Source organism: Halalkalibacter sp. AB-rgal2, from assembly GCF_041821005.1.
Lineage (GTDB): Bacteria > Bacillota > Bacilli > Bacillales > Bacillaceae_D > Halalkalibacter.
Genome location: NZ_JBGUAV010000008.1, coordinates 12434 through 34379 on the forward strand (window position 1 = coordinate 12434; position 21946 = coordinate 34379).

18 protein-coding genes and 1 other annotated feature are annotated in these 21946 nt (G+C 39.4%); of the genes, 13 read left to right on the top strand and 5 right to left on the bottom strand.

Annotated features, from left to right (window positions below):
* Nucleotides 1–66: 66 nt before the first annotated feature.
* From secD to ACERJO_RS08550, 12 genes are all read left to right on the top strand, one after another.
* On the top strand, nt 67–1371 hold the full coding sequence (secD, locus tag ACERJO_RS08495; RefSeq protein ID WP_373647213.1) for a protein translocase subunit SecD: 1305 nt from the start codon (nt 67–69) through the stop codon (nt 1369–1371).
* Nucleotides 1361–2308, top strand: coding sequence for a protein translocase subunit SecF (gene secF / locus ACERJO_RS08500; protein ID WP_247104415.1), 948 nt, complete (start codon nt 1361–1363; stop codon nt 2306–2308). The genes secD and secF overlap by 11 nt, the downstream gene beginning before the upstream one ends.
* Nucleotides 2309–2453: 145 nt before the next feature.
* On the top strand, nt 2454–3386 hold the full coding sequence (locus tag ACERJO_RS08505; protein WP_247104413.1) for a cation diffusion facilitator family transporter: 933 nt from the start codon (nt 2454–2456) through the stop codon (nt 3384–3386).
* The gene (locus ACERJO_RS08510; RefSeq protein WP_247104411.1) at nt 3386–3697 is read left to right on the top strand and encodes a LapA family protein; all 312 of its coding nucleotides are present in this window, start codon (nt 3386–3388) and stop codon (nt 3695–3697) included. The genes ACERJO_RS08505 and ACERJO_RS08510 overlap by 1 nt, the downstream gene beginning before the upstream one ends.
* Nucleotides 3698–3807: 110 nt before the next feature.
* Entirely contained in the window at nt 3808–6150 is a 2343-nt protein-coding gene (recJ, locus tag ACERJO_RS08515; RefSeq protein ID WP_373647214.1) for a single-stranded-DNA-specific exonuclease RecJ, read from the top strand.
* A 1-nt stretch (nt 6151) separates the two neighbouring features.
* Nucleotides 6152–6667 carry an adenine phosphoribosyltransferase gene (locus tag ACERJO_RS08520; RefSeq protein WP_373647215.1) on the top strand — a complete coding sequence of 172 codons (516 nt, stop codon included), beginning with the start codon at nt 6152–6154 and terminating at the stop codon, nt 6665–6667.
* Between the two features lie 213 nt (nt 6668–6880).
* Nucleotides 6881–9064: a RelA/SpoT family protein gene (locus ACERJO_RS08525; RefSeq protein ID WP_247104405.1), complete on the top strand. Its 2184-nt coding sequence runs from the start codon at nt 6881–6883 to the stop codon at nt 9062–9064.
* Nucleotides 9065–9096: 32 nt separating this feature from the next.
* A complete protein-coding gene (gene dtd / locus ACERJO_RS08530) occupies nt 9097–9537 on the top strand; it encodes a D-aminoacyl-tRNA deacylase (RefSeq protein WP_373647216.1) in 441 nt (146 codons plus the stop codon).
* Nucleotides 9538–9590: 53 nt separating this feature from the next.
* The gene (locus ACERJO_RS08535; RefSeq protein WP_247104403.1) at nt 9591–9752 is read left to right on the top strand and encodes a hypothetical protein; all 162 of its coding nucleotides are present in this window, start codon (nt 9591–9593) and stop codon (nt 9750–9752) included.
* Between the two features lie 47 nt (nt 9753–9799).
* Nucleotides 9800–10025: a binding site (T-box leader), on the top strand.
* A 58-nt stretch (nt 10026–10083) separates the two neighbouring features.
* Nucleotides 10084–11352 carry a histidine--tRNA ligase gene (gene hisS, locus ACERJO_RS08540; protein ID WP_373647217.1) on the top strand — a complete coding sequence of 423 codons (1269 nt, stop codon included), beginning with the start codon at nt 10084–10086 and terminating at the stop codon, nt 11350–11352.
* A 16-nt stretch (nt 11353–11368) separates the two neighbouring features.
* Nucleotides 11369–13156, top strand: a complete 1788-nt coding sequence (gene aspS / locus ACERJO_RS08545) for an aspartate--tRNA ligase (protein ID WP_373647218.1) — start codon at nt 11369–11371, stop codon at nt 13154–13156.
* 111 nt (nt 13157–13267) lie between these two features.
* Entirely contained in the window at nt 13268–14497 is a 1230-nt protein-coding gene (locus tag ACERJO_RS08550) for a homoserine dehydrogenase (protein WP_373647219.1), read from the top strand.
* Here the strand turns inward: ACERJO_RS08550 and ACERJO_RS08555 are convergent.
* On the bottom strand, nt 14474–14779 hold the full coding sequence (locus tag ACERJO_RS08555) for a hypothetical protein (RefSeq protein WP_373647220.1): 306 nt from the start codon (nt 14777–14779) through the stop codon (nt 14474–14476). The genes ACERJO_RS08550 and ACERJO_RS08555 overlap by 24 nt on opposite strands.
* Nucleotides 14780–14892: 113 nt before the next feature.
* Here ACERJO_RS08555 and ACERJO_RS08560 point away from each other — a divergent pair, with 113 nt between their 5' ends.
* A complete protein-coding gene (locus ACERJO_RS08560) occupies nt 14893–15657 on the top strand; it encodes a tRNA threonylcarbamoyladenosine dehydratase (protein ID WP_373647221.1) in 765 nt (254 codons plus the stop codon).
* Between the two features lie 100 nt (nt 15658–15757).
* Here the strand turns inward: ACERJO_RS08560 and ACERJO_RS08565 are convergent, their stop codons facing one another.
* The 4 genes from ACERJO_RS08565 to ACERJO_RS08580 are packed head-to-tail and all read right to left on the bottom strand — an operon-like array spanning nt 15758 to nt 21945.
* Entirely contained in the window at nt 15758–18190 is a 2433-nt protein-coding gene (locus ACERJO_RS08565) for a glycogen/starch/alpha-glucan phosphorylase (RefSeq protein WP_373647222.1), read from the bottom strand.
* Nucleotides 18187–19623 carry a glycogen synthase gene (locus tag ACERJO_RS08570; protein ID WP_373647223.1) on the bottom strand — a complete coding sequence of 479 codons (1437 nt, stop codon included), beginning with the start codon at nt 19621–19623 and terminating at the stop codon, nt 18187–18189. The genes ACERJO_RS08565 and ACERJO_RS08570 overlap by 4 nt, the downstream gene beginning before the upstream one ends.
* 47 nt (nt 19624–19670) lie before the next feature.
* On the bottom strand, nt 19671–20768 hold the full coding sequence (glgD, locus tag ACERJO_RS08575) for a glucose-1-phosphate adenylyltransferase subunit GlgD (protein WP_373647224.1): 1098 nt from the start codon (nt 20766–20768) through the stop codon (nt 19671–19673).
* 31 nt (nt 20769–20799) lie between these two features.
* Nucleotides 20800–21945, bottom strand: a complete 1146-nt coding sequence (locus ACERJO_RS08580) for a glucose-1-phosphate adenylyltransferase (RefSeq protein ID WP_247104389.1) — start codon at nt 21943–21945, stop codon at nt 20800–20802.
* Between the last annotated feature and the right edge of the window lies 1 nt (nt 21946).

A 21946-nucleotide genomic window follows, 5' to 3' on the forward strand; every position in this document is an offset into this window, starting at 1 on the left:
TCTTTAGGCAAGATATAATGGAAATTATTGTAGTCACGGGATTAGAGAAGGGGGCAAAAGAGACATATGGTTAAGAAAGGGCGAATTGTCGCTTTTTTTCTCATTGTTGCTTTAATTGCTGGTCTTATTTGGCAGACAGCGATGGACGTGGCAACGGAGATTAAGCTAGGGCTTGACCTTCAAGGTGGATTTGAAGTGCTTTATGAAGTGAAGCCTGCTAATGAAGGAGACATTATAAATGATGAGGCACTTGAAGCGACAGCAAGTGCATTGAATCAAAGAATTAACGTCATCGGGGTATCTGAGCCATTCATTGGGATTGAGGGTGATGATCGGATACGTGTGCAATTAGCCGGTGTTGAGGATCAGCAATCAGCGAGAGAGATACTCGCAACGGAAGCAGAACTATCGATTCGAAATGTGTATGATGAAGTTCTAGCGCATGGTAGTGATTTACGACAAGGTGGGGCAAATGCCAATCTACATCCAGATACGAACGACCCAATTGTGAATCTTACGTTTCAAGATTCGCGATTAATGCAAGAGATTACTGGGGAGTTATACCATGGTCCTCCTGAAGAGAACATGCTTGTCGTATGGCTCGATTTTGAAGAAGGAGTAGACTCATACGAAGAAGAGCGAATGAAAGCTGATCCTAAATATTTATCAGCTGCTGTTGTTCGAGATGTGATCACGAGTCCTACCGCTACGATTAGTGGTGACTTTACAGTAGAGGAAACGAGACAGCTAGCGGAAATTTTAAATGCAGGTGCGCTTCCGACAACATTAGAGGAGTTATCCTCGAATTCAGTTGGGGCATCACTTGGTGAAAGAGCTATGGAGCAAACGATATATGCTGGCTTTATCGGCATTGCACTCGTATTTATTTATATGATCATCTATTATCGTTTTATGGGAGCCGTAGCAGTTGTCACATTGAGTGCGTATATTTATTTAGTGCTACTCGTCTTTAATTTGATGAATGCTGTACTAACATTACCGGGTATTGCTGCGCTTATTCTTGGTGTTGGGATGGCGGTGGATGCGAACATTATTACATACGAACGGATTAAGGATGAAATTCGTTCAGGTAAGTCTGTTTTATCTTCATTTAAAGCAGGAGCGAAACGATCTCTATCAACGATTTTAGATGCGAACATCACGACGATTTTAGCAGCAGCTGTTCTGTTTTGGTTTGGGACAAGCTCTGTACAAGGATTTGCGGTGATGCTGATTGTCAGTATTTTAACAAGCTTCATCACAGCTGTATTTGGTACGAGATTGCTCCTCGGACTTTGGGTGAAGAGTCGTGCTCTTGATAAGAAATATCGTTTGTTTGGGGTAAAGGAGGATGAGATAAATGATCTTTAATTTTCAAAACAAAGACATTGACTTTGTGAAGCATCGTAAGAAATTCTTCCTTTTCTCAGGCTCCTTTGCACTACTTGGGATCATTCTATTACTTACATTTGGTTTAAATTTAGGGATTGATTTTGATAGTGGCTCACGAGTTGACCTTTTATCTAATGAATCAATAACGGAAGAAGAGCTTATTGAAGACTTTGAACAGTTAGGACATAGTATTACAGTGAATGATATTACGCTCGCTGGAGATACCTTCGATATGGCGAGTGTACGATTTGTCGGTGTATTAGATTCAAATGAAATAGCAGAAATCCAAACGTTCTACAATGATAAGTTCGGTGCTGAACCAAATATTAGTACGGTTGATCCGCGAATTGGTCGAGAGCTTGCTCGCAATGCATTAATGGCTGTGGCGATAGCATCGGTTGGGATTATCATTTATGTCTCAATTCGGTTTGAATATTTATATGGAATTGCGGCCATTGTTGCCTTACTTCATGATGCGTTCTTTATTATTGCCGTCTTTAGCTTGTTGCAAATAGAGGTGAATGTACCGTTTATTGCTGCCGTCCTAACAATCGTCGGGTACTCAATTAATGACACGATCGTCACCTTTGACCGAATTAGGGAGAATATGAAGCTAGCGAAGAGGGTAAAGGACTTTGCTGATTTAGCTGCCATTGTGAATAAGAGTCTTGTCCAAACTTTAGCTCGTTCGATTAATACGGTCTTAACTGTAGTCTTTGCTGCAGGCGCTATCTTCTTATTTGGAGGAGAAGCGATTCGTACGTTTGCGTTTGCTCTAGTAGTAGGGTTAGTTGCAGGAACGTATTCATCCATGTTCCTTGCTTCTCAGCTATGGTTAGTTTGGAAATCAAAACAACTTGCGAAGAAACGATTTGATGCACAAAAGCAAGATCCAGAGGGAAATCCGACTGTATAAGAAGAAAGGGTACATGAGCAATTAATATGTTGCTTATGTACCCTTTTGTCGCTAGAAAACGAGTGATGATAGAAGATTTCGGGTATACTTAAGAAGAATAGAGGTTCGGTCTGACTTAAGTAACCCGAATGAAAAGTAGGTGTGAATGTTGGTAGGAGCAGAATCAGAGGTTCGTTATAAAAAAGTCCGATTTGCAGCGTGGGTAGGGATCGTTGGAAATGTGATTCTTGCAATTGTAAAGGCTATTATTGGTGTAATGTCAAATAGTAAAGCATTAATTGCTGATGCAGCTCACTCAGCGTCCGACGTAGTCGGTTCCGTTGTCGTATTAATTGGCGTTCGTGCTGCCAAGCTACCTCCTGATCGTGATCATCCATATGGACATGGAAAAGCAGAATCTGTGGCAGCGATCATAGTGGCGGTGCTATTATTTATTGTAGGGTTTGAAATTGCGATTCGTGCTATCCATTCATTTTTTGAACCTGTTGTCGTACCGAAGGCGATTGCGATTTATGCTGTTCTTTTTTCAATAATTGTAAAGGAATGTATGTTTAGATATAAGCATTACTTGGGTAATAAATATAAGAGTGAAGCGTTAGTGACAGATGCGTGGCATCATCGCTCTGATGTGTTTTCCTCATTAGCAGCCTTGATAGGGATCGGGGCGGCTTTGCTCGGGGGGCGTATGAATATTGCTTGGCTCGTTTATGGAGATGCGATAGCAAGTGCCTTCGTTGCGATTCTAATTGCGAAAATGGCTTGGTCTCTTGGGCAACAGTCGATTCATAATGCGTTGGATCATGTCCTTCATGAAGAGGATACAGTGGAGATGAAGCGCATGGCTCAAGAAGTAGATGGTGTGATGAATATTGATGAATTCTATGCGCGTGAGCATGGGCATTATGTCATTATTGATATTAAGGTTGCTGTAGATCCATATATCACTGTTGAAGAAGGCCATGCAATTGGTAAGCAGGTGAAGGCGAAACTAACGGAGGATAAGCAAGTTCAAGATGTTCTCGTTCATATTAACCCATATGATGTAGATGGAGACGAAGATGAGAAGGAGGAGACGTGATGCGAGGACAATGGGCACTCATAATAAGTCTAGTTATAGCGATTATTATTTCCGTTTTTGCTATTATTAATGTTGAAGCTGTACCTGTCAATTATTTATTTGGTGTGGCAGAATGGCCTCTTATTTTAATAATATTAGGGTCAGTACTAATGGGGGCTATTATTGCCGGAGCAATTGGGATGGTTCGAATTTATCGGTTACAGTATGAATTGAAACGAACTAAGCAAGCACAGGCAGTAGCAGAGTTTGATAGTGAAGCTAATCAGACAATTGAGGAAGAAGTCGAAAGCACATCCAATGACAAGAAGTAATACAAGAGGCCACTGAAAAAATTAAAACTAAACTTTTTCAGTGCCTTTAATAGAGAGCATTGTCACCCTTTGACCACTCCTGTATAATGGGAAGGTCAAGGGGTGTTTGTATGTTAAAATCTAAAGCACGATGGAAGGTTGAAACACAGCCAAAAGAACGTGTTGAACAATTAGTTGACAAGCTTCAAGTTGCACCATTAGTTGCAAAGCTACTGTTGAATAGAGGGATTGATACTGTAGAGGCAGCTCGAAGGTTTTTATATAAAGAAGAGATGAACTACCACGATCCATTTTTACTAGATGATATGGATCGTTTAGTTGTCCGTGTAAAGGAAGCTATTGAGAAGCAGGAACGAATATTAATATTCGGTGATTATGATGCTGATGGTGTAAGCAGTACAGCTCTCATGTATGAAGCTTTAACTTCACTAGGAGCACACGTCGATTACTACATACCGAACCGTTTTACAGAAGGATATGGACCAAATGAGCCAGCCATTCGTCAAGCAAAAGAAGACGGTGTTGACCTCGTGATAACGGTTGATACTGGTATTGCTGCTGTTGATGTTGCACGTGTTGCTAAAGAGATAGAGCTTGATTTCATCGTTACTGATCACCATGAGGCACCACCGCAATTACCTAATGCATTGGCAATCGTGAATCCGAAGAAGCCAGGCTGCGAGTACCCATTCAAAGGGCTAGCAGGAGTCGGAGTCGTGCTAAAGGTAGTACAAGCACTTTTAGGGCGTGTGCCGACTGAATGGCTTGATATAGCTGTTATTGGGACTGTCGCTGATCTTGTTCCACTAGTAGACGAAAATCGCCTTCTTGTTATGGAAGGGTTACAAACTCTACAGGAAACTTCGAGACCTGGCTTAATTGCTTTAAAGAAAATGTGCGGCTTAGACGGTCAAGTTCTCCAATCGGATCATGTAGGGTTTGGTATAGGTCCGAGAATTAATGCAGCTGGTCGATTAGACTCAGCTGATCCTGCTGTTGAATTATTACTGACAAATGATAGCGATGAAGCGGAACAGCTAGCATTAGAAATTGACCGTTTAAATAAAGAGAGAAAATCGGTTGTTGCGACAATTGCCGATGCTGCCATTGCTAAGGTCGAGTCTGAATTTCCAGCAAATGAAAATGAAGTGCTTGTCATTGCAGGTGAGGGATGGAATCCAGGTGTAATTGGTATTGTCGCATCGCGATTAGTCGAACGTTATTATCGACCAACAATCGTTCTTAGTATTGATGCAGAAAAAGGATTAGCCAAAGGGTCAGCTCGAAGCATTGAAGGGTTCGATATGTTTGCAGAATTATCAAAGAGCCGTGACATATTGCCCCATTTCGGAGGTCATCCAATGGCTGCGGGGTTGACGATGAATGTAACTGATGTTGATGAGCTAAGAGCACGCTTGCTCCAACAGGCAAAAGAGGGATTAACAGAAGAAGATTTTAAGCCTGTAACAAAAGTAGACCTCATTGCAACGGTTGAAGAGGTATCAGTATCCGTTATTCAGCAGATGGAGCGTTTAGCTCCATTTGGAGTAAACAATCCAACACCGAAAGTGATGCTTGAGAATGTTTCTCTTTCACAAATGCGAAAGATAGGCAGTGAATCTAATCACTTAAAAGTGTTATTTTCTCAAGCGGCAGCAAATCTAGACGGCATCGGTTTTCATTTAGGGTATTTATTTGAGCAAATGACCCATCAGGCGAAAATTTCTGCTGTTGGAACGTTATCGATTAATGAATGGAATGGTCACATAAAGCCACAATTAATGCTAGAGGATTTGGCGGTTCATACCTGGCAGCTATTTGATTGGCGAAGTGCACAACAGGCTAAGTTGAAGGAGAGACTTGAGGGAATAGCTGAAGAAGAACGCTTGTTAGTCGTATTTCAAAATGAGACGATTGATGATTTAGCTCTTCATGACTTAGACGTGACACTTGCTGAAAATGTGAGAACGACTGATGATCGTTATCTCGTATTACTTGATGCTCCTAAACATTTGCAACAGTTAAAGGAATTACTTAAAAAAGGGAAGCCGAACAGGATTTATGTTGTTTTTCATCAAAAAGAGGATCATTTTTTCTCAACTCAGCCTAACCGTGAACAGTTTAAATGGTTTTATGCTTTTTTAATCAAACGAACGATATTTCCATTAAATCAGAGCCATGATTTGGCGAAGCATAAAGGCTGGTCCAAGGATACGGTAGAGTTTATGATAAAAGTGTTTTGTGAGCTAGGATTTGCTACAATAGAAGGTGAGAGCTTATCAGTTGTTTCGAATCCAGAAAAGAAGCATTTAGAGGATTCTGCTAGCTTTAGACATAGATTAGAGCAAACGAAAATTGAAAATGAGCTTATTTATTCTTCCTACGATCAATTAAAGCTATGGTTTGAACAAGAATTGGAATATGATCAAATGAAAATCAAGGAGACGGTGTAAGATGGATTTTAAACAATTTATTACGATTGTCGAGGACTATCCAAAAGAAGGTATTCGTTTCAAGGATATTACAACATTAATGCAAAACGGTGAAGCTTATAAGAAGGCCATTTATGAAATGGTTCAATTTGCTTCGCAGAAAAAGGCAGATGTCATTGTTGGACCTGAGGCGCGAGGGTTTGTGGTTGGGTGTCCTATGTCCTATGCGCTTGAAGCCGGGTTTGTTCCTGTGCGCAAACCAGGGAAGTTACCACGTGAAGTGATTTCGCAAGGCTATGGACTTGAATATGGGAAAGACGAATTAACACTACATCGCGACTCGATTCAGAAAGGACAACGTGTTGTGATTGCGGATGATTTATTGGCAACAGGTGGTACGATTGAAGCAACGGTTAAATTAGTCGAGCAACTCGGCGGTGAAGTCGTTGGGATTGCGTTTATGATTGAATTAGGTTATCTAAATGGTAGACAACGATTAGATGGGTATGACGTATTCTCATTAATGACATACAACTAAGAAATGAAGGAAAGGTTCCGCAATTGTGGTGCCTTTTTCTTGTATACATGTTGGTATTGTAACGTTTTGGTTAGAATCTTGAAACGTTCTTAAAGAATAGTATGTGAATGAAAAGGCGAACTTCATAATTGTTTTCGATTTTTCTCTTTACATAAGCGACAAACTTCACCATAATATAAAGAAATATCGAATCGTAAAAAATTAGGTGATTCCATGACTTTAGATCAAGTATTAGAGCAAGCGGGTCTTTATTTAAATGAAAAAGATGTCGCTTTTATACGAAAGGCCTATGAATTTGCTGAAAGAGCCCATGAAGGTCAATATCGTAAATCAGGTGAACCATATATTCTTCATCCTATTCAGGTGGCAGGCATTGTCGTTGATCTTCAACTTGATCCGAACTCAGTGGCAGCAGCATTTCTCCATGATGTTGTTGAAGATACGGATATTACCGTTGAGAAGATTGAAGAGGAATTTAACGATCAAGTGGCTATGCTCGTTGATGGTGTAACGAAGCTGAAGAAGTTTAAGTACAAGTCAAAAGAAGAGCAGCAAGCAGAAAACCATCGTAAAATGCTGATTGCCATGGCAAAGGATATACGCGTCATTATGATTAAACTTGCTGATCGCCTTCATAATATGAGAACGTTGAAGTTTATGCCACCACATAAACAGCAAATTACGTCAAATGAAACGTTAGAAATCTTTGCGCCACTTGCTCATCGATTAGGGATTTCGAAAATAAAGTGGGAGCTTGAAGATACCGCACTTCGCTATTTAGACCCACAACAATATTATCGGATCGTTAATCTAATGAAACGAAAACGCGCGGAACGAGAGCAGTACCTTTCTGAAGTCATGGATACAATTAATGAAAATTTAGATGACGTACATGTAAAGGCAGAAATATCGGGACGGCCGAAGCATCTTTATAGTATTTATCGAAAAATGAATTTGCAGCATAAACAATTTAACGAAATCTATGATTTGTTAGCTGTTCGCATTATCGTTGGAAGTATAAAGGACTGCTATGCCGTTCTTGGCGTAATCCATACATCATGGAAGCCAATGCCTGGTCGCTTTAAGGATTATATTGCGATGCCAAAGGCGAATATGTATCAGTCCATTCATACGACCGTTGTCGGTCCATATGGTGATCCATTAGAGGTTCAAATCAGAACTCAGGATATGCATCAAATAGCAGAATTCGGGGTTGCTGCTCACTGGGCTTATAAGGAAGGCAAGACGATTAACCCAAATAAGAATACATTTGAGGATCGATTGACATGGTTTAGAGATGTAATTGAATCACAAACGGATACGAATGATGCACAGGAATTTATGGAATCATTAAAGATGGATTTGTTCTCAGATATGGTATTTGTCTTTACACCAAATGGTGATGTAATGGAGCTTCCACAAGGCTCGATTCCAATCGATTTTGCCTACCGCATTCATAGTGAGATCGGAAATCGCTGCATTGGAGCGAAGGTAAATGGCAAGATGGTTCCGCTTGATCACGAGTTAAATACCGGTGATATTATTGAAGTGATGACATCGAAGCATTCATACGGGCCAAGTCAGGATTGGTTGAAAATTGCTAAGTCGTCACATGCGAAAAATAAAATAAGACAATGGTTTAAAAAGGAACGTCGTGAAGAAAATATTGAAAAAGGTCGCGAATTAATCGAAAAGGAAATACGCGAACGTGATTTTGATGTGAAGGTCGTTCTGACGGAAGAAAATATTGCTGATGCCGCTCATAAGTTTAGCTTTGTTGGTGAAGAGGATATGTTTGCTGCAACTGGTTATGGCGGTGTAAGTGTTAAGCAAATTGTTAATCGATTAACGGAAAAGCTTCAAAAACAAATCGATCAAGAGCAAGAAGAACAATCATTAGCTGAAGCGATCTCTGATGTGCAAACGAAAGGGACGCAAAAAAAAGCAACCTCAGGTGTTCGTGTGAAAGGCGTAGACAATTTATTGACACGCTTATCACGGTGCTGTACCCCCGTACCCGGTGATGATATCATTGGGTACATAACAAAAGGTCGTGGTGTATCTGTTCACCGGGCAGATTGTCCTAATATTCAAAATGAGTCAGAGGAACGATTACTAGAAGTGGAGTGGGAAGGTAATCAACGCGAAGGAAAAGCCTATAATGTTGACATTGAAATAACAGGCTTTGATCGCAATGGATTATTAAATGAAATCTTATATGCTGTGTCTGAATCACGAACACCGATTAATAAAGTGTCGGGACAATCAGATAATCGACAAAAGCTCGCAACAGTTCATTTAACGATTTCAATTACAAACATAGATCACTTGCATAAGATTGTTGAAAAGATTAAACAGCTACGGGATATCTACTCAGTTCGCAGAGTGACACATTAAGGTAAGGTTTTGTGTCGTAAGGAGAAGGAACGATGAAGGTTGTATTACAACGTACGAAGGAAGCAGCAGTACATGTTGATGGAGAATGTGTTGGCCGCATCAAACGTGGGGTGATGCTTTTAGTCGGAGTAACCCATGAAGACACGATCGCGGATGCAGCGTATTTAGCTGGAAAAATTGCCCATCTTCGTATATTTGAAGATGAAAATGGAAAAATGAATCATTCTTTAAAGAATGTAGGAGGAGAAGCGTTATCTGTTTCGCAATTCACATTGTATGGTGATACTCGCAAAGGTAGAAGACCAAATTTTATGAATGCAGCAAAGCCTGATTGTGCTAAAGAATTATACAAGCATTTTAATCAGCTTTTGCAAGAAAAGGGCATACATGTAGAAACAGGAACGTTCGGAGCTATGATGGATGTTTCATTAGTTAATGATGGGCCTGTTACATTAATTTTAGAAAGTAAATAGAATGTAACTTTCCTCTGTTTTTGGGCAAGCTAGTAAAAAACGGAGGAATGAGAATGCGCTCTAATAAAAGACAGCTTGCTCAACAAAAGGCCGGACCATTGTTTCAAATGAATGCTCATAACGAGAAGCAAGATTGTCATGTAGAACTGACTTGTGAGTTGGGTTTGTCACGAGAAGAAGTTCAACTATTGAAAAATCAGCTATCTCGTAATTAAGCATTGACAGTTGATTGGACAATTCGTATGATGTATACATCATCATTTTGAATCCATTGAAGAGGAATAGTAATTAAGATATCAAGTAGTCTAGAGAGGAAAGGTCGTGGCTGAGAGCCTTCCCTATTTGTCTTAATGAAAGAACACCTCTGAGGAGTTTCTCTGAACGACTTCTAGCTAGTAGGAGAAAACGTGAACAGGCGTTAACTGTTTAAAGTGGAAGCGTAGGCTTCAAGTAAGGGTGGCACCACGGGTATAACTCTCGTCCCTGATGTATGTTAGGCATCAGTGGCGGGAGTTTTTTATATTTTTGAAAAAGAGGAGTGAGAGGATGAGTATTCATATTCCACGTGGGACACAGGATATTCTACCTGGTGACGTAGAGTTATGGCAATACATAGAAGCGAAGGCAAAAGAGGTGTGTCGTACGTATCATTATAAAGAAATTCGTACACCAATATTTGAACATACGGAGCTGTTTCAACGTGGTGTCGGTGACACGACAGATATTGTTCAAAAGGAGATGTACACATTCACTGATCGTGGTGATCGGAGTCTGACCCTTCGTCCTGAGGGAACTGCAGGAGTTGCACGGTCATTTGTTGAGAAGAAAATGTTTGGAAACCCGAATCAGCCTGTTAAGCTATATTACCAAGGGCCTATGTTCCGCTATGAACGTCCTCAATCAGGAAGAATGCGGCAGTTTGTTCAATTTGGTGTTGAAGCGATTGGCAGTTCAGATCCGACGATTGATGCGGAGGTTTTGGCACTAGCGATGAGTATTTATGAAGAGCTTGGATTAACAGATGTCAAGCTCGTCTTAAATAGCTTAGGTGATAAGGAAAGTCGTGATGCGCATCGACAAGCTTTAATCGATCATTTTAAACCAAACATACACGAGTTTTGTGAAGATTGTCAATCAAGATTGGAGAAAAATCCGTTACGTATTCTTGATTGTAAGAAGGATCGTGAGCACCCATTAATGCAAACAGCGCCTTCAATTCTCGATCATCTTAATGATGAATCAAGAGCTTACTTTGAAAAGGTTCGTAATATTTTAGATCAATTAGGCATTCAGTATGAGGTGGACCCAACACTCGTTCGAGGGCTTGATTATTATTATCATACAGCTTTTGAAATTATGGCTGATGGTGAAGGATTTGGTGCCATTACGACACTATGCGGTGGTGGTCGTTACACTGGACTAGTTGAGGATTTAGGTGGGCCGTCTGCACCAGGAATTGGGTTTGCTTTTAGTATTGAACGTTTGATTATGGCTTTAAAAGCCAAAGGGTTGGACAAGCCGTCTGTTGAAACGCTTGATTGCTTTATTGTAGCACTTGGTGATGAGGCGAAGGATAAAGCAGCAGAGCTTCTCTATCAATTGCGCAAAGTTGGAGTGAGCTGTGATAAAGACTATCTCGATCGCAAAATGAAAGCACAATTTAAAGCGGCAGATCGCTATCAAGCTCGTTATACAGCTATTCTAGGTGAAAATGAATTAAAGCAAGGTCTTATTAACGTAAAAGTAATGGAATCAGGTGAACAAAAAGCAGTAGCTTTAACAGAGTTTATTCAATATATGCAGGATCAACGATAAATAAGGGGGAAGAAGAATGAGTCAAAGAACACATCATTGTGGTAACATTCGTGAAGAACAAGTTGGAGAAGTCGTATCGTTAAAAGGGTGGGTCCAACGTCGTCGTGACCTAGGACAAGTCGTATTTTTAGATTTACGTGATCGTTCGGGAATTGTTCAAGTTGTATTTAGCCCAGAAGTAGATAAGGATGCCCTAGCTATTGCTGATCGTGTTCGAAATGAATATGTATTAGAACTAGAGGGCAAGGTTGTGAAGCGTGATCCAAGTACGGTTAATGAGAAGCTCGAAACAGGTACGGTTGAGGTTCATGCGACATCTGTGGCTATTTTGAATGCTTCAAAATCATTACCGTTCCAAATTGAAGCCGATACAGATGCTTCAGAAGATATTCGGTTAAAATACCGCTATTTGGATTTACGACGTCCTGATATGCAAGAGACGATGATCTTACGTCATAAGACGACAAAGCTTATACGTGATTTCTTGGATGAGAAAGCGTTCCTTGAAATTGAAACACCGATGCTAACGAAAAGCACACCAGAAGGAGCGCGTGATTATTTAGTTCCGAGTCGTGTGCACCATGGTGAATTTTATGCGTTACCACAATCGCCGCAGCTTTTTAAACAAATGCTGATGGTTTCAGGGTTTGAGCGTTACTTCCAAGTTGTTCGCTGTTTCCGTGATGAAGATTTACGAGCAGATCGTCAGCCTGAATTTACACAAGTGGATATTGAGACATCCTTTATGGATAAGGAAGAGCTACTAGCGATGGCTGAAGAAATGATGGCAAAAGTATTAAAAGAGCTAAAAGGAGTAGAGGTAACAACGCCATTTCCACGATTAACGTATGATGAAGCCATGAATCGATATGGATCAGATAAGCCTGACGTTCGTTTTGACATGGAGCTTGTTGAGTTATCTGAGATTGTGAAGGATGCTAACTTTAAAGTATTCCAAGGAGCCATTTCTAGTGGAGGAATTGTAAAAGGGTTAAACTTAAAAGGCGGTGCGGATAAGCTTTCTCGTAAAGAAATTGATGGACTAACGGATTTTGTGAAGCAATACGGAGCAAAAGGGTTAGCCTGGCTAAAAGTCGAAGAGGATGGCCTAAAAGGACCGATTGCGAAATTCTTTGAAGAAGACGTACAAGAAGCGATGAAGGCCGCGTTAAATGCTGAAGCTGGTGACTTATTGTTCTTTGGTGCTGACAAGCATCAAATTGTTTTCGATAGCTTAGGAGCTCTTCGTCTACGCTTCGGGAAAGAGTTTGGTTTGATTGATAAAACGAGATTCAATTTCCTATGGGTCGTAGATTTTCCATTAGTCGAGTATGATGAAGCAGCAAAGCGCTATGTAGCATTGCACCACCCATTCACAAGTCCACGAAAAGAAGACCTTGAATTGCTTGAAACAGATCCAGCAAGTGTTCGAGCAAATGCGTATGACCTTGTCTTAAATGGATATGAGCTTGGTGGTGGATCACAACGTATTTATCAGCGTAATGTACAAGAGCAGATGTTTAAGGCGCTAGGTTTTACGGAGGAACAAGCGAAAGAAGAATTTGGTTTCTTACTTGAGGCATTTGAATACGGTACACCTCCACATGGAGGCATTGCCTTTGGATTAGATCGCCTTGTTATGTTGCTTGCTGGACGGACAAACTTACGAGATACGATTGCTTTCCCGAAAACAGCAAGTGCGAGTGATTTATTAACGGATGCTCCTGGTGCAGTAAGTGTTGAACAATTAATTGATTTAAATTTATCAATTATTGGTAAGAAGGTTGAGCGTACAGAAGGATAATCGTGTAGAAGTAGTTGTCTCATTTGCTCTAAGGTTGGAGTAATGAGACAACTTCTTTCAAGTTTTGAGTGCACAGATAGAGAAACGTGTAGCAGAGGTAGGGGATTATCGATGATACAAGTGGGGTTAATTGGCTATGGGACTGTTGGGAGCGGTGTTTATGAGCGTATACATCAGTCAGAGGAATTAGAATTATTACTTGGTGAGCCAGTTGAAGTGAAGGCTATTTTAGTGAAAGATCGGCAAAAGCAGAGAGCGACTCATATTCCAGCTATCGTGACGTCAGAGTGGGAGCAGTTTTGTGAAGTGGCTCATTATGATGTTATTTTTGAGGCAATCGGTGGAATTGAGTCTGCTTATTTATATACAAAGCATTGGCTTCAAAAAGGGGTTCCAGTCATAACAGCTAATAAGAAGCTCGTAGCCGAGAAAGGAAAAGAGCTTGAGGTATTGGCTAGCAATCAACATACGTATTACGGGTATGAAGCATCGGTTGGTGGTGGTATTCCGATTATTAATGCATTAAAGGGAACGTTGAGCGCAACTGCCATTTCACGCGTTTCAGGAATCTTAAATGGGACAACTAACTATGTACTTACGGAGATGACTGAGCATAATCGTTTATTAGCAGAAGCGTTAGAGGATGCTAGAGAAAAAGGCTATACAGAATCAAATCCGAGTGAAGATTTAGACGGGTATGATTCATGGTATAAAATTCGTATATTAAGCCGGCTTTGCTTTGGAGAGTGGCCAAATGGGTTGCAGCTAATCCGTCAGGGGATATCAGAATTAGAGGATTGGCATGTTGAAGCTGGAGAAAAGTTTGGTTTTACAATAAAGCTAATAGGTGAAGCCTGGAAACAGGGCAGCTCGATTGTTGGTGGCGTATATCCTGCTTTCCTATGTCAATCGGAGCAGCTTACTTATGTGAATGGAGTCACAAATGGAATATCGATTGAAGGAGAACAAATCGACCAGTTATTGTTTATCGGTCCGGGTGCCGGAAAGGGTGCAACAGCTAATAGCATGATTGAAGATTTTCTTTTCCACCATCGGTTCGGTCAATGGCAGCGTTCGTATTCATCTTCAGCCCTATTAGAGCACCCATATTCACATATGTTAGTTTGTGTAACCCACACCCAAAGGGAAAAGGCTCTGCAATGGGTGAAGGAAACTGGCATTGAAGTGTTAGATACGTATACGCATCATGATGGTGAAGGCTGGATTATCGCCAATTGGAATAAAGGTGATCTGCCATATCCGCATTATCCAATTTACGGTGATGTTTCTTTAAGAAAACGAGTCAAAGCCTTATATTCAGCGCAATTCGGGACGATCTAACTTAAGTTGTTGATAAGCACTTAATAATGAGGTCGGTTCTTCTTTAATATAGAAAGTCCGTACTCCATTTGCAGTGTGTAAATAAAGAAAGCCCATATCTTGCGAGTGAGGCTTCTTTCGATACGAAATATCAAAAATCGAAGTAAGTGGGAAACGCTCTTGTTTGACGGTTATACATTCATCGTATAATTTCATTTCATAGACCGTTTCAACTGTGACTTTCTCTGTCCACTTTATTTGTTGTTCGATTTCAATACAATGCTGAGTAGCTAGCAAATCCATGAATGACACCTCACTGAATGATTGTTCTACTGTAAGTGTATCATAACTTAAAATGGATTGCTTTTTTTGACACGATGGAAATGTTACATAATAAGGGATGAAAGGAGAATAGAATGTTACATCAATTTTCACGAAATGAACTGGCGATTGGTCATGATGGTTTAGAACGCTTAAAAGGAAGTACGGTAGCAGTATTAGGGATTGGAGGTGTTGGTTCCTTTTCAGCAGAGGCGTTAGCACGTTCAGGAGTTGGCAAGCTTGTACTCGTTGATAAGGATGATGTAGATATTACGAATGTGAATCGTCAAATCCATGCATTACTATCAACAGTTGGAAAGCAAAAGGTTGAATTAATGAAAGAGCGTATTATGGATATTAACTCAGAATGCGAAGTCGTCGCTTTGAAAATGTTTTATACGGAGGAAACGTATGAACAATTCTTCAGCTATGATATAGATTATGTGATTGATGCAAGTGATACGATTTCGTATAAAATTCACTTAATGAAGGAATGTCTTAATCGAAACATCCCAATCATTTCTAGCATGGGGGCAGCAAATAAAATGGACCCAACACGTTTGCAAATTACGGATATTTCCAAGACTACTCATGATCCGATTGCAAAAGTGATTCGAACGAGACTACGTAAGGAAGGGATTCGAAAAGGAATTGAAGTTGTGTATTCGGATGAGCAACCTATTCGAATTCGTGAGGACATTCGAAAAGAGATTGTCCCAGAAGCAGCAGAAGCAGGAAAGATTCGTAAGGCCAAAATGCCTCCATCTTCAAATGCATTTGTTCCTTCAGTAGCCGGACTTATAATGGCTGGTCATGTTGTTACGAATTTGCTTGCAGGAATAGAAATTAATAGAGGGTGAAGTGAGCATTCTCTTTTCTGTGGATTGAAAGTAATGAGGAGCTATATGTCAGGCCTGTTATTCTAGTTCGTAACAGACCTGACATTTGTTTGTCTTCTGTTTATTTAATGGGGCTCTTTGTGAGTTGCCATATTTCTGATGCGTACTGTTGAATGGTTCGATCGCTCGAGAATTTTCCAGAATAAGCAATGTTTGTAATGCTTTTATTAAGCCATATTGAACGATCGCGGTAAGCTTGCTCTACAAGCTCGTGAGTTTCAATATAGGGATCGAAATCCTTTAAAACAAAGTATGGATCATTATGATATAAAATATTATAGTAGAGGTCCTTAAATTCCATTTCTTGTTCACCAAATACACCACTGTTTAACTGATCTAGGATTCGACTAATTCGATCATCGGTATTATAAATGTCTCGTGCCGAATAACCTCCATGCTCATAATAGTGGAGTACTTCATCAGAAGTAAGTCCGAACATAAAAATGTGTTGATCTCCTACTAAATCACGTATTTCAATATTCGCTCCATCCATCGTGCCTACTGTTAATGCTCCGTTCATCATCATTTTCATATTCCCAGTACCAGAAGCTTCCTTACTAGCGGTGGAAATTTGTTCACTAATATCCGCTGCCGGTATAATTTTTTCCGCTAAACTAACATTATAGTTTTCTAAAAAAATTACCTTAATTCTATCCGCTACGTCAGGGTCATGGTTTACTAAAGAAGCGACCGTATGAATGAGTTTAATGACTTCTTTTGCAAGATGATAGCTAGGAGCCGCTTTTGCTCCAAAAATAAAGGTACGTGGTGTAAGGTCAAGCTTGGGATTATCCTTTAATTCATTGTATAAGTAAATGACATGGAAAATGTTCAAAAGCTGACGCTTGTATTCATGAAGTCGTTTAATTTGAACATCAAAGATGGACTTCTCGTTCACTTTTATTCCCATTCTGTCATAAATAAATTGAGCTAGTGTTCGTTTGTTTTGTAATTTGACCTGCTCTATTTGTTGGAGAAAGGCTGCATCGTTCGAATAACGAAGTAAGCTAATAAGCTGATTTGGACGTTTAATCCATGCTGGACCGATGACATCTGTTATGACGTTAGCTAGGTGCGGGTTCACTTGAAGAAGCCATCTTCTGTGTGTAATGCCGTTTGTTTTATTATTAAATCGTTTCGGGAAAAGCTGATAAAAAAGCTTCATTTCTTTCTTCTTTAAAATCTCTGTATGGAGCCTAGCAACACCGTTAACACTATAGCTTCCAACGATAGCTAAACGTGCCATGTGAATTTGTTCATCAGCGATAATCGCTAGCTCGGGAATATGGTCTCGTAACTCAGGATAATCAAACCATAAGCCTTGGCAAAAACGTTCATTTATTTCATCAATAATCATGTATATTCTTGGAAGAAGGCTTTGAACCATCCCTTTTGGCCACTTTTCGAGGGCTTCACTTAGTGTTGTATGATTTGTATAAGCAATCGTCTTATGAGTTGTTTCCCACGCTTGGTCCCAATCAAGATCGTAAATATCCATTAACAGTCTCATTAACTCAGGAATCGCTAAACTAGGGTGTGTATCATTAATTTGAATGACAATATGATCGGATAATTGTGTAAGTGAGCCGCGTCCTTCGTTTAAGTATTGACGTAATATATTCTGAATACTTGCTGAAACGAGAAAGTATTGCTGTTTCAAACGAAGCTCTTTACCCTCATAGCTCGAGTCGTCAGGATATAAGAAACCGGATATTTGGTCAATGGAGTGAGTATGATCAAGCGCATGATAATATTGATCATTGTGATTTGCGACACCATTTCTATCTTGTGATTCGGCACTCCAGAGTCGTAACGTATTAACCGTATGATTATGATAACCACTGATCGGAATGTCGTATGGAACAGCAATAACTTCATCGGTATTTTCGTAACGGAATTCTAAAGAACCGTTTGCACGATGATGCATGTGTACACTCCCACCAAAATAAACATAAATACGCTCTTCTGACTTTCGAGTTTCCCAAGGATACTCTTCTTTTAACCAGTAGTCAGGCAATTCGATTTGATGGCCATGAATGATCCGTTGTTCAAATAACCCATAACGGTAACGAATGCCGCAGCCGTGTCCTGGATATTGAAGTGAGGCAAGTGAATCGAGAAAGCAGGCGGCTAAACGTCCTAAGCCACCATTTCCAAGTCCAGCATCATGCTCATGAATAAATACCGCATCTCGTGCAAAACCAAGTTTTTTCAAAGCGTTGTTCGTAATATCTAGAAGCCCACAATTTAGTAAATTGCTTTCAAGAAGTCGACCGATCAAGAACTCCATTGATAAGTAATAGACCTTTTTTACTTTTTTTTGCTCGTAATGCCCATTTGTTTTATGCCAATGGGGATGCATTTCATCGTTGACGATGGATGCAAGAGCATAATAGAGGTCTTTTTCGTTAGCATCGTTTAACTCTTTATCGAAAAGTGTGCGAATCTTTTCAGTTATTTGGCTGATGAATTCATCCACATTTTGATAGGTCAATTTTGACTCACTCCTTGTTCTGTCAACACTTTTGTGTATAAACGATTATATTCAGCTGCTGAATGCTTCCAGTCGTATTTGCATTTGTTTATGTTTTTACATAGTTGCTTCCAATTTCCGTCATCGTGAAAGATTCGCAATGAGTAGTGAAGAACGGTTAGCAAATCATGGGCATTATAATTAGTGAAACTAAATCCATTTCCTTCACCTGTAAGTTCATTATAAGAAGAAACCGTATCCTTTAAGCCACCCGTTTCTCTAACGATTGGTACCGTCTTATACTGGAGAGCGATAAGCTGAGATAATCCACACGGTTCAAATAGAGAAGGCATGAGAAAAAAGTCAGCGCTGGCATATAACTTGCGTGAGAGAGCCTCATCAAAGGTTAAAATTGCTGCTGACTTGGATGGGTATTTATTAGCTAGATAAGAAAAGTAAAGCTCAAATTCTCGTTCACCGGTTCCTAATACGATAAATTGAATGTCCTCTTGTAAAAACTCTTCTAAAATACATTGAATTAAGTGAAGTCCTTTTTGCTCAACTAAACGTGTAACCATAACATATAACGGTTTTTCTTCACTCATTTGAAGATTAAGCTCCTCTTGAAGAGCTAACTTATTTAATTTCTTCTTTGCACGGGAGTAGCTATATGGTACATCTACATGTGGATCCTTTAGTGGATTATACTCATCCGTATTAATACCATTTAAAATTCCACAGAAGTCAGCTTCACGATCATTTAATAAAGGATGAAGTCCTTCACTATAGTAAGGGTTTTTCAGTTCATTCGCGTAGCTCGGGCTAACGGTTGTTATTTTATCAGCATGAAACATACCTGCTTTTAAACAATTCAGCATTCCATTCCATTCCATCCCTCCGATATGCTCTCTCGGTAGAGAAAAGAAATCTTCATACATATCAAGTGGTATCAGACCTTGATATTTCATATTGTGTATAGTGAAAACCGTTTTCATCTCTTCAATAGGCTGATAAATTTTTGCGAAGGCTACTGCTAGACCCGCTTGCCAATCATGAGCATGGAGAATATTAGGGACGAAATCTAAGTAATCAAGTGATGAAATGACAGCCTTGCTAAAGAATAAGAATCTTTCACCATCATCATAGTAGCCATAGACCCCTTTTCTTTCATAATAAAATGTGTTTGCTAGGAAGTAATAGTGTACACCTTCATAATTTAAACAATAAAGCTCAGCTGTTTGATTGCGCCAACCAATTTCTACAGGGACAATCGTTTTAAATTCCATTTGATTCTTCCAATCTTGCGAGATTTCATCATAAAGTGGAAGAATGACGCTAACATTCAGGTGTTCATGAGTTTTTAATGCATGTGGAAGAGATCCTACTACATCAGCTAATCCTCCAGTTTTAATAAAGGGTGTACATTCAGAAGCGACAAATAATACATGATTCATCCGATCTCTTCTCCTTTCAGAATAAGTTTAATGTTGTTTATTACTGATTAAATGATTTTTCGTTTCGGGACAACATATGGTTTATCAACACTTCCCACTAATGTTTGACCGTCTGATATGTTGACATCTTTATCGAGAATAACATTTTCTAAATAGGCGTTAGCTTGAACAGTACAGTTTTGCATAATAATTGAGTTTTTAATCGTCGCTCCTTCTTGAACTTTTACGCCTCGAAATAAGACACTGTTCTTAATATTTCCTTTAATGTCACAACCGTTAGCAAGTAAAGATGATATGACCTTTGCTTCATTACGATACTTAGTCGGAGGTTCATTGCTAATTTTTGTTAAAACAAAAGGTTTTTGATAAAAGAGACTTTTATAATGGTCTGTAGAGAGTAAATTCATGTTATGACGATAATAGCTTTCAATGGAATCGATAAAAGAGCTATATCCTCTATGTTTGTAAGATTGAACAATTAATGAATCTAGGTTGGCAATGATCCCATTAGTGAAAAGGTTCTCTTTATGATAAGCAATACATTGATCTACAAGTTTCATTAAGCACTTTTTCGTTATAATATATACACCAGTAAATAACTGTGGGTTTGTCGTATCGTGTGTCATATGGGTGACACGATTATGCTCGTCTTGTTCGATACGCATACAAGCTTGATGTTCAGGCTTATCTTCTGCTACATATGTAGTAATAAGCGTTACATCGGCATTTGCTTCTAAATGTAGTTGAAAGGCTTCTTTATAATCACATGTTGCAATAAATTGACTGCCACTTATTAAGATATAATCTGAATTGCTTCGTTCAAAATAATCACGATTGTTATGGAAATGCCTAAGATCGCCTTTTGAAATATCAGTTGGATCATTCCAGTCTGGAGGAAGGATGAATAGGCCTCCATATCTGCGGTCAAGGTTCCAATCAGCACCTGTTCCAAGATGATCCATAAGAGAGCGGTACTTATTTCGTGTGAAGATGGCGACCTCTGTTATATCAGATTGGACCATGTTTGAAAGAGTAAAATCGATTAGGCGATATCGACCGGCAAAAGGAACAGCTGCACCGCAACGGAAATAGGTTAATTCATTTAAAAAATCTCGTTCATTCTCTAAGTTTATAACACCCATCATCGTTTCTATTTGAATTCCTCCTTACAGTTTATTATGATTTCGACATCATTAATTCTAAACTAGATTGGTCTATGACAAGTGGCTCGTTATGAGGAATAGATGAAATGTGAAACCCTTCAGGAATAACGGTATTTTCCATAACGATGACGCGTTCAAGTGTAACATTTTTTCCTACTGTAACATTCGGGTGTAAAATGGATTGTTTGATGGAGCTTTCAATATCAATGGAAACATTTTTTGAAATAATGGAGTGATCAATCGAACCACAAATCCAGCATCCAGAATTGATCAATGAATGTTTTACAACAGCATTTTCTCCTAAAAACTGTGGTGGGAAATTTGAGTCTTGCGTATATGTTCGCCAATTTTTATGGTTTAAGGACAAGGTTAAATCATCATCAAGTAAGTCCATGTTTGCTTCCCAGTAGCTTTGAACCGTACCGACATCTTTCCAATAACCATCAAATCGATATGCATAGAGAGACTGATTATGAAGGAGCATGGAAGGAATAATATTTTTTCCGAAGTCATGAGAAGAATCTTGTTTTATTTGATCATCGAGTAAATATTTTTTTAATGTTTGCCAATTGAATATATAAATTCCCATTGAAGCTAAGTTGCTTTTTGGAGTAGCTGGTTTTTCGTCAAATTCATAAATTCGCAAGTTGTCCATTGTATTTAAGATTCCGAAACGTGAAGCCTCAGCCCAATTCACTTCCATTACGGAGATGGTTGCATCAGCACCAGTCTCTTTATGCTGCTGGAGCATCTCTTGATAATTCATTTGGTAAATATGATCACCTGATATGACTAATAAGTACTCTGGATCATATTGTTCAATATAATGAATGTTTTTATAGATGGCATCAGCCGTACCTGAATACCAGCTTCCACCACCTTTTGCTGTGTAAGGTGATAGGATTGAAACACCATCGTGCTGCCGGTCCAAATCCCAAGGTTTGCCGATTCCAATGTGCTTGTTTAATTCAAATGGAGAATATTGAGTTAATACGCCAACCGTATGAATACCTGAATTCGTACAATTGCTTAACGTAAAATCAATAATTCGATATTTTCCTCCAAAGTGTACGGCTGGCTTTGCTACATTCTTCGTTAATAGTCCTAAACGTTTGCCTTCTCCTCCTGCCAATAGCATCCCGATACATTCTTTTTTCATC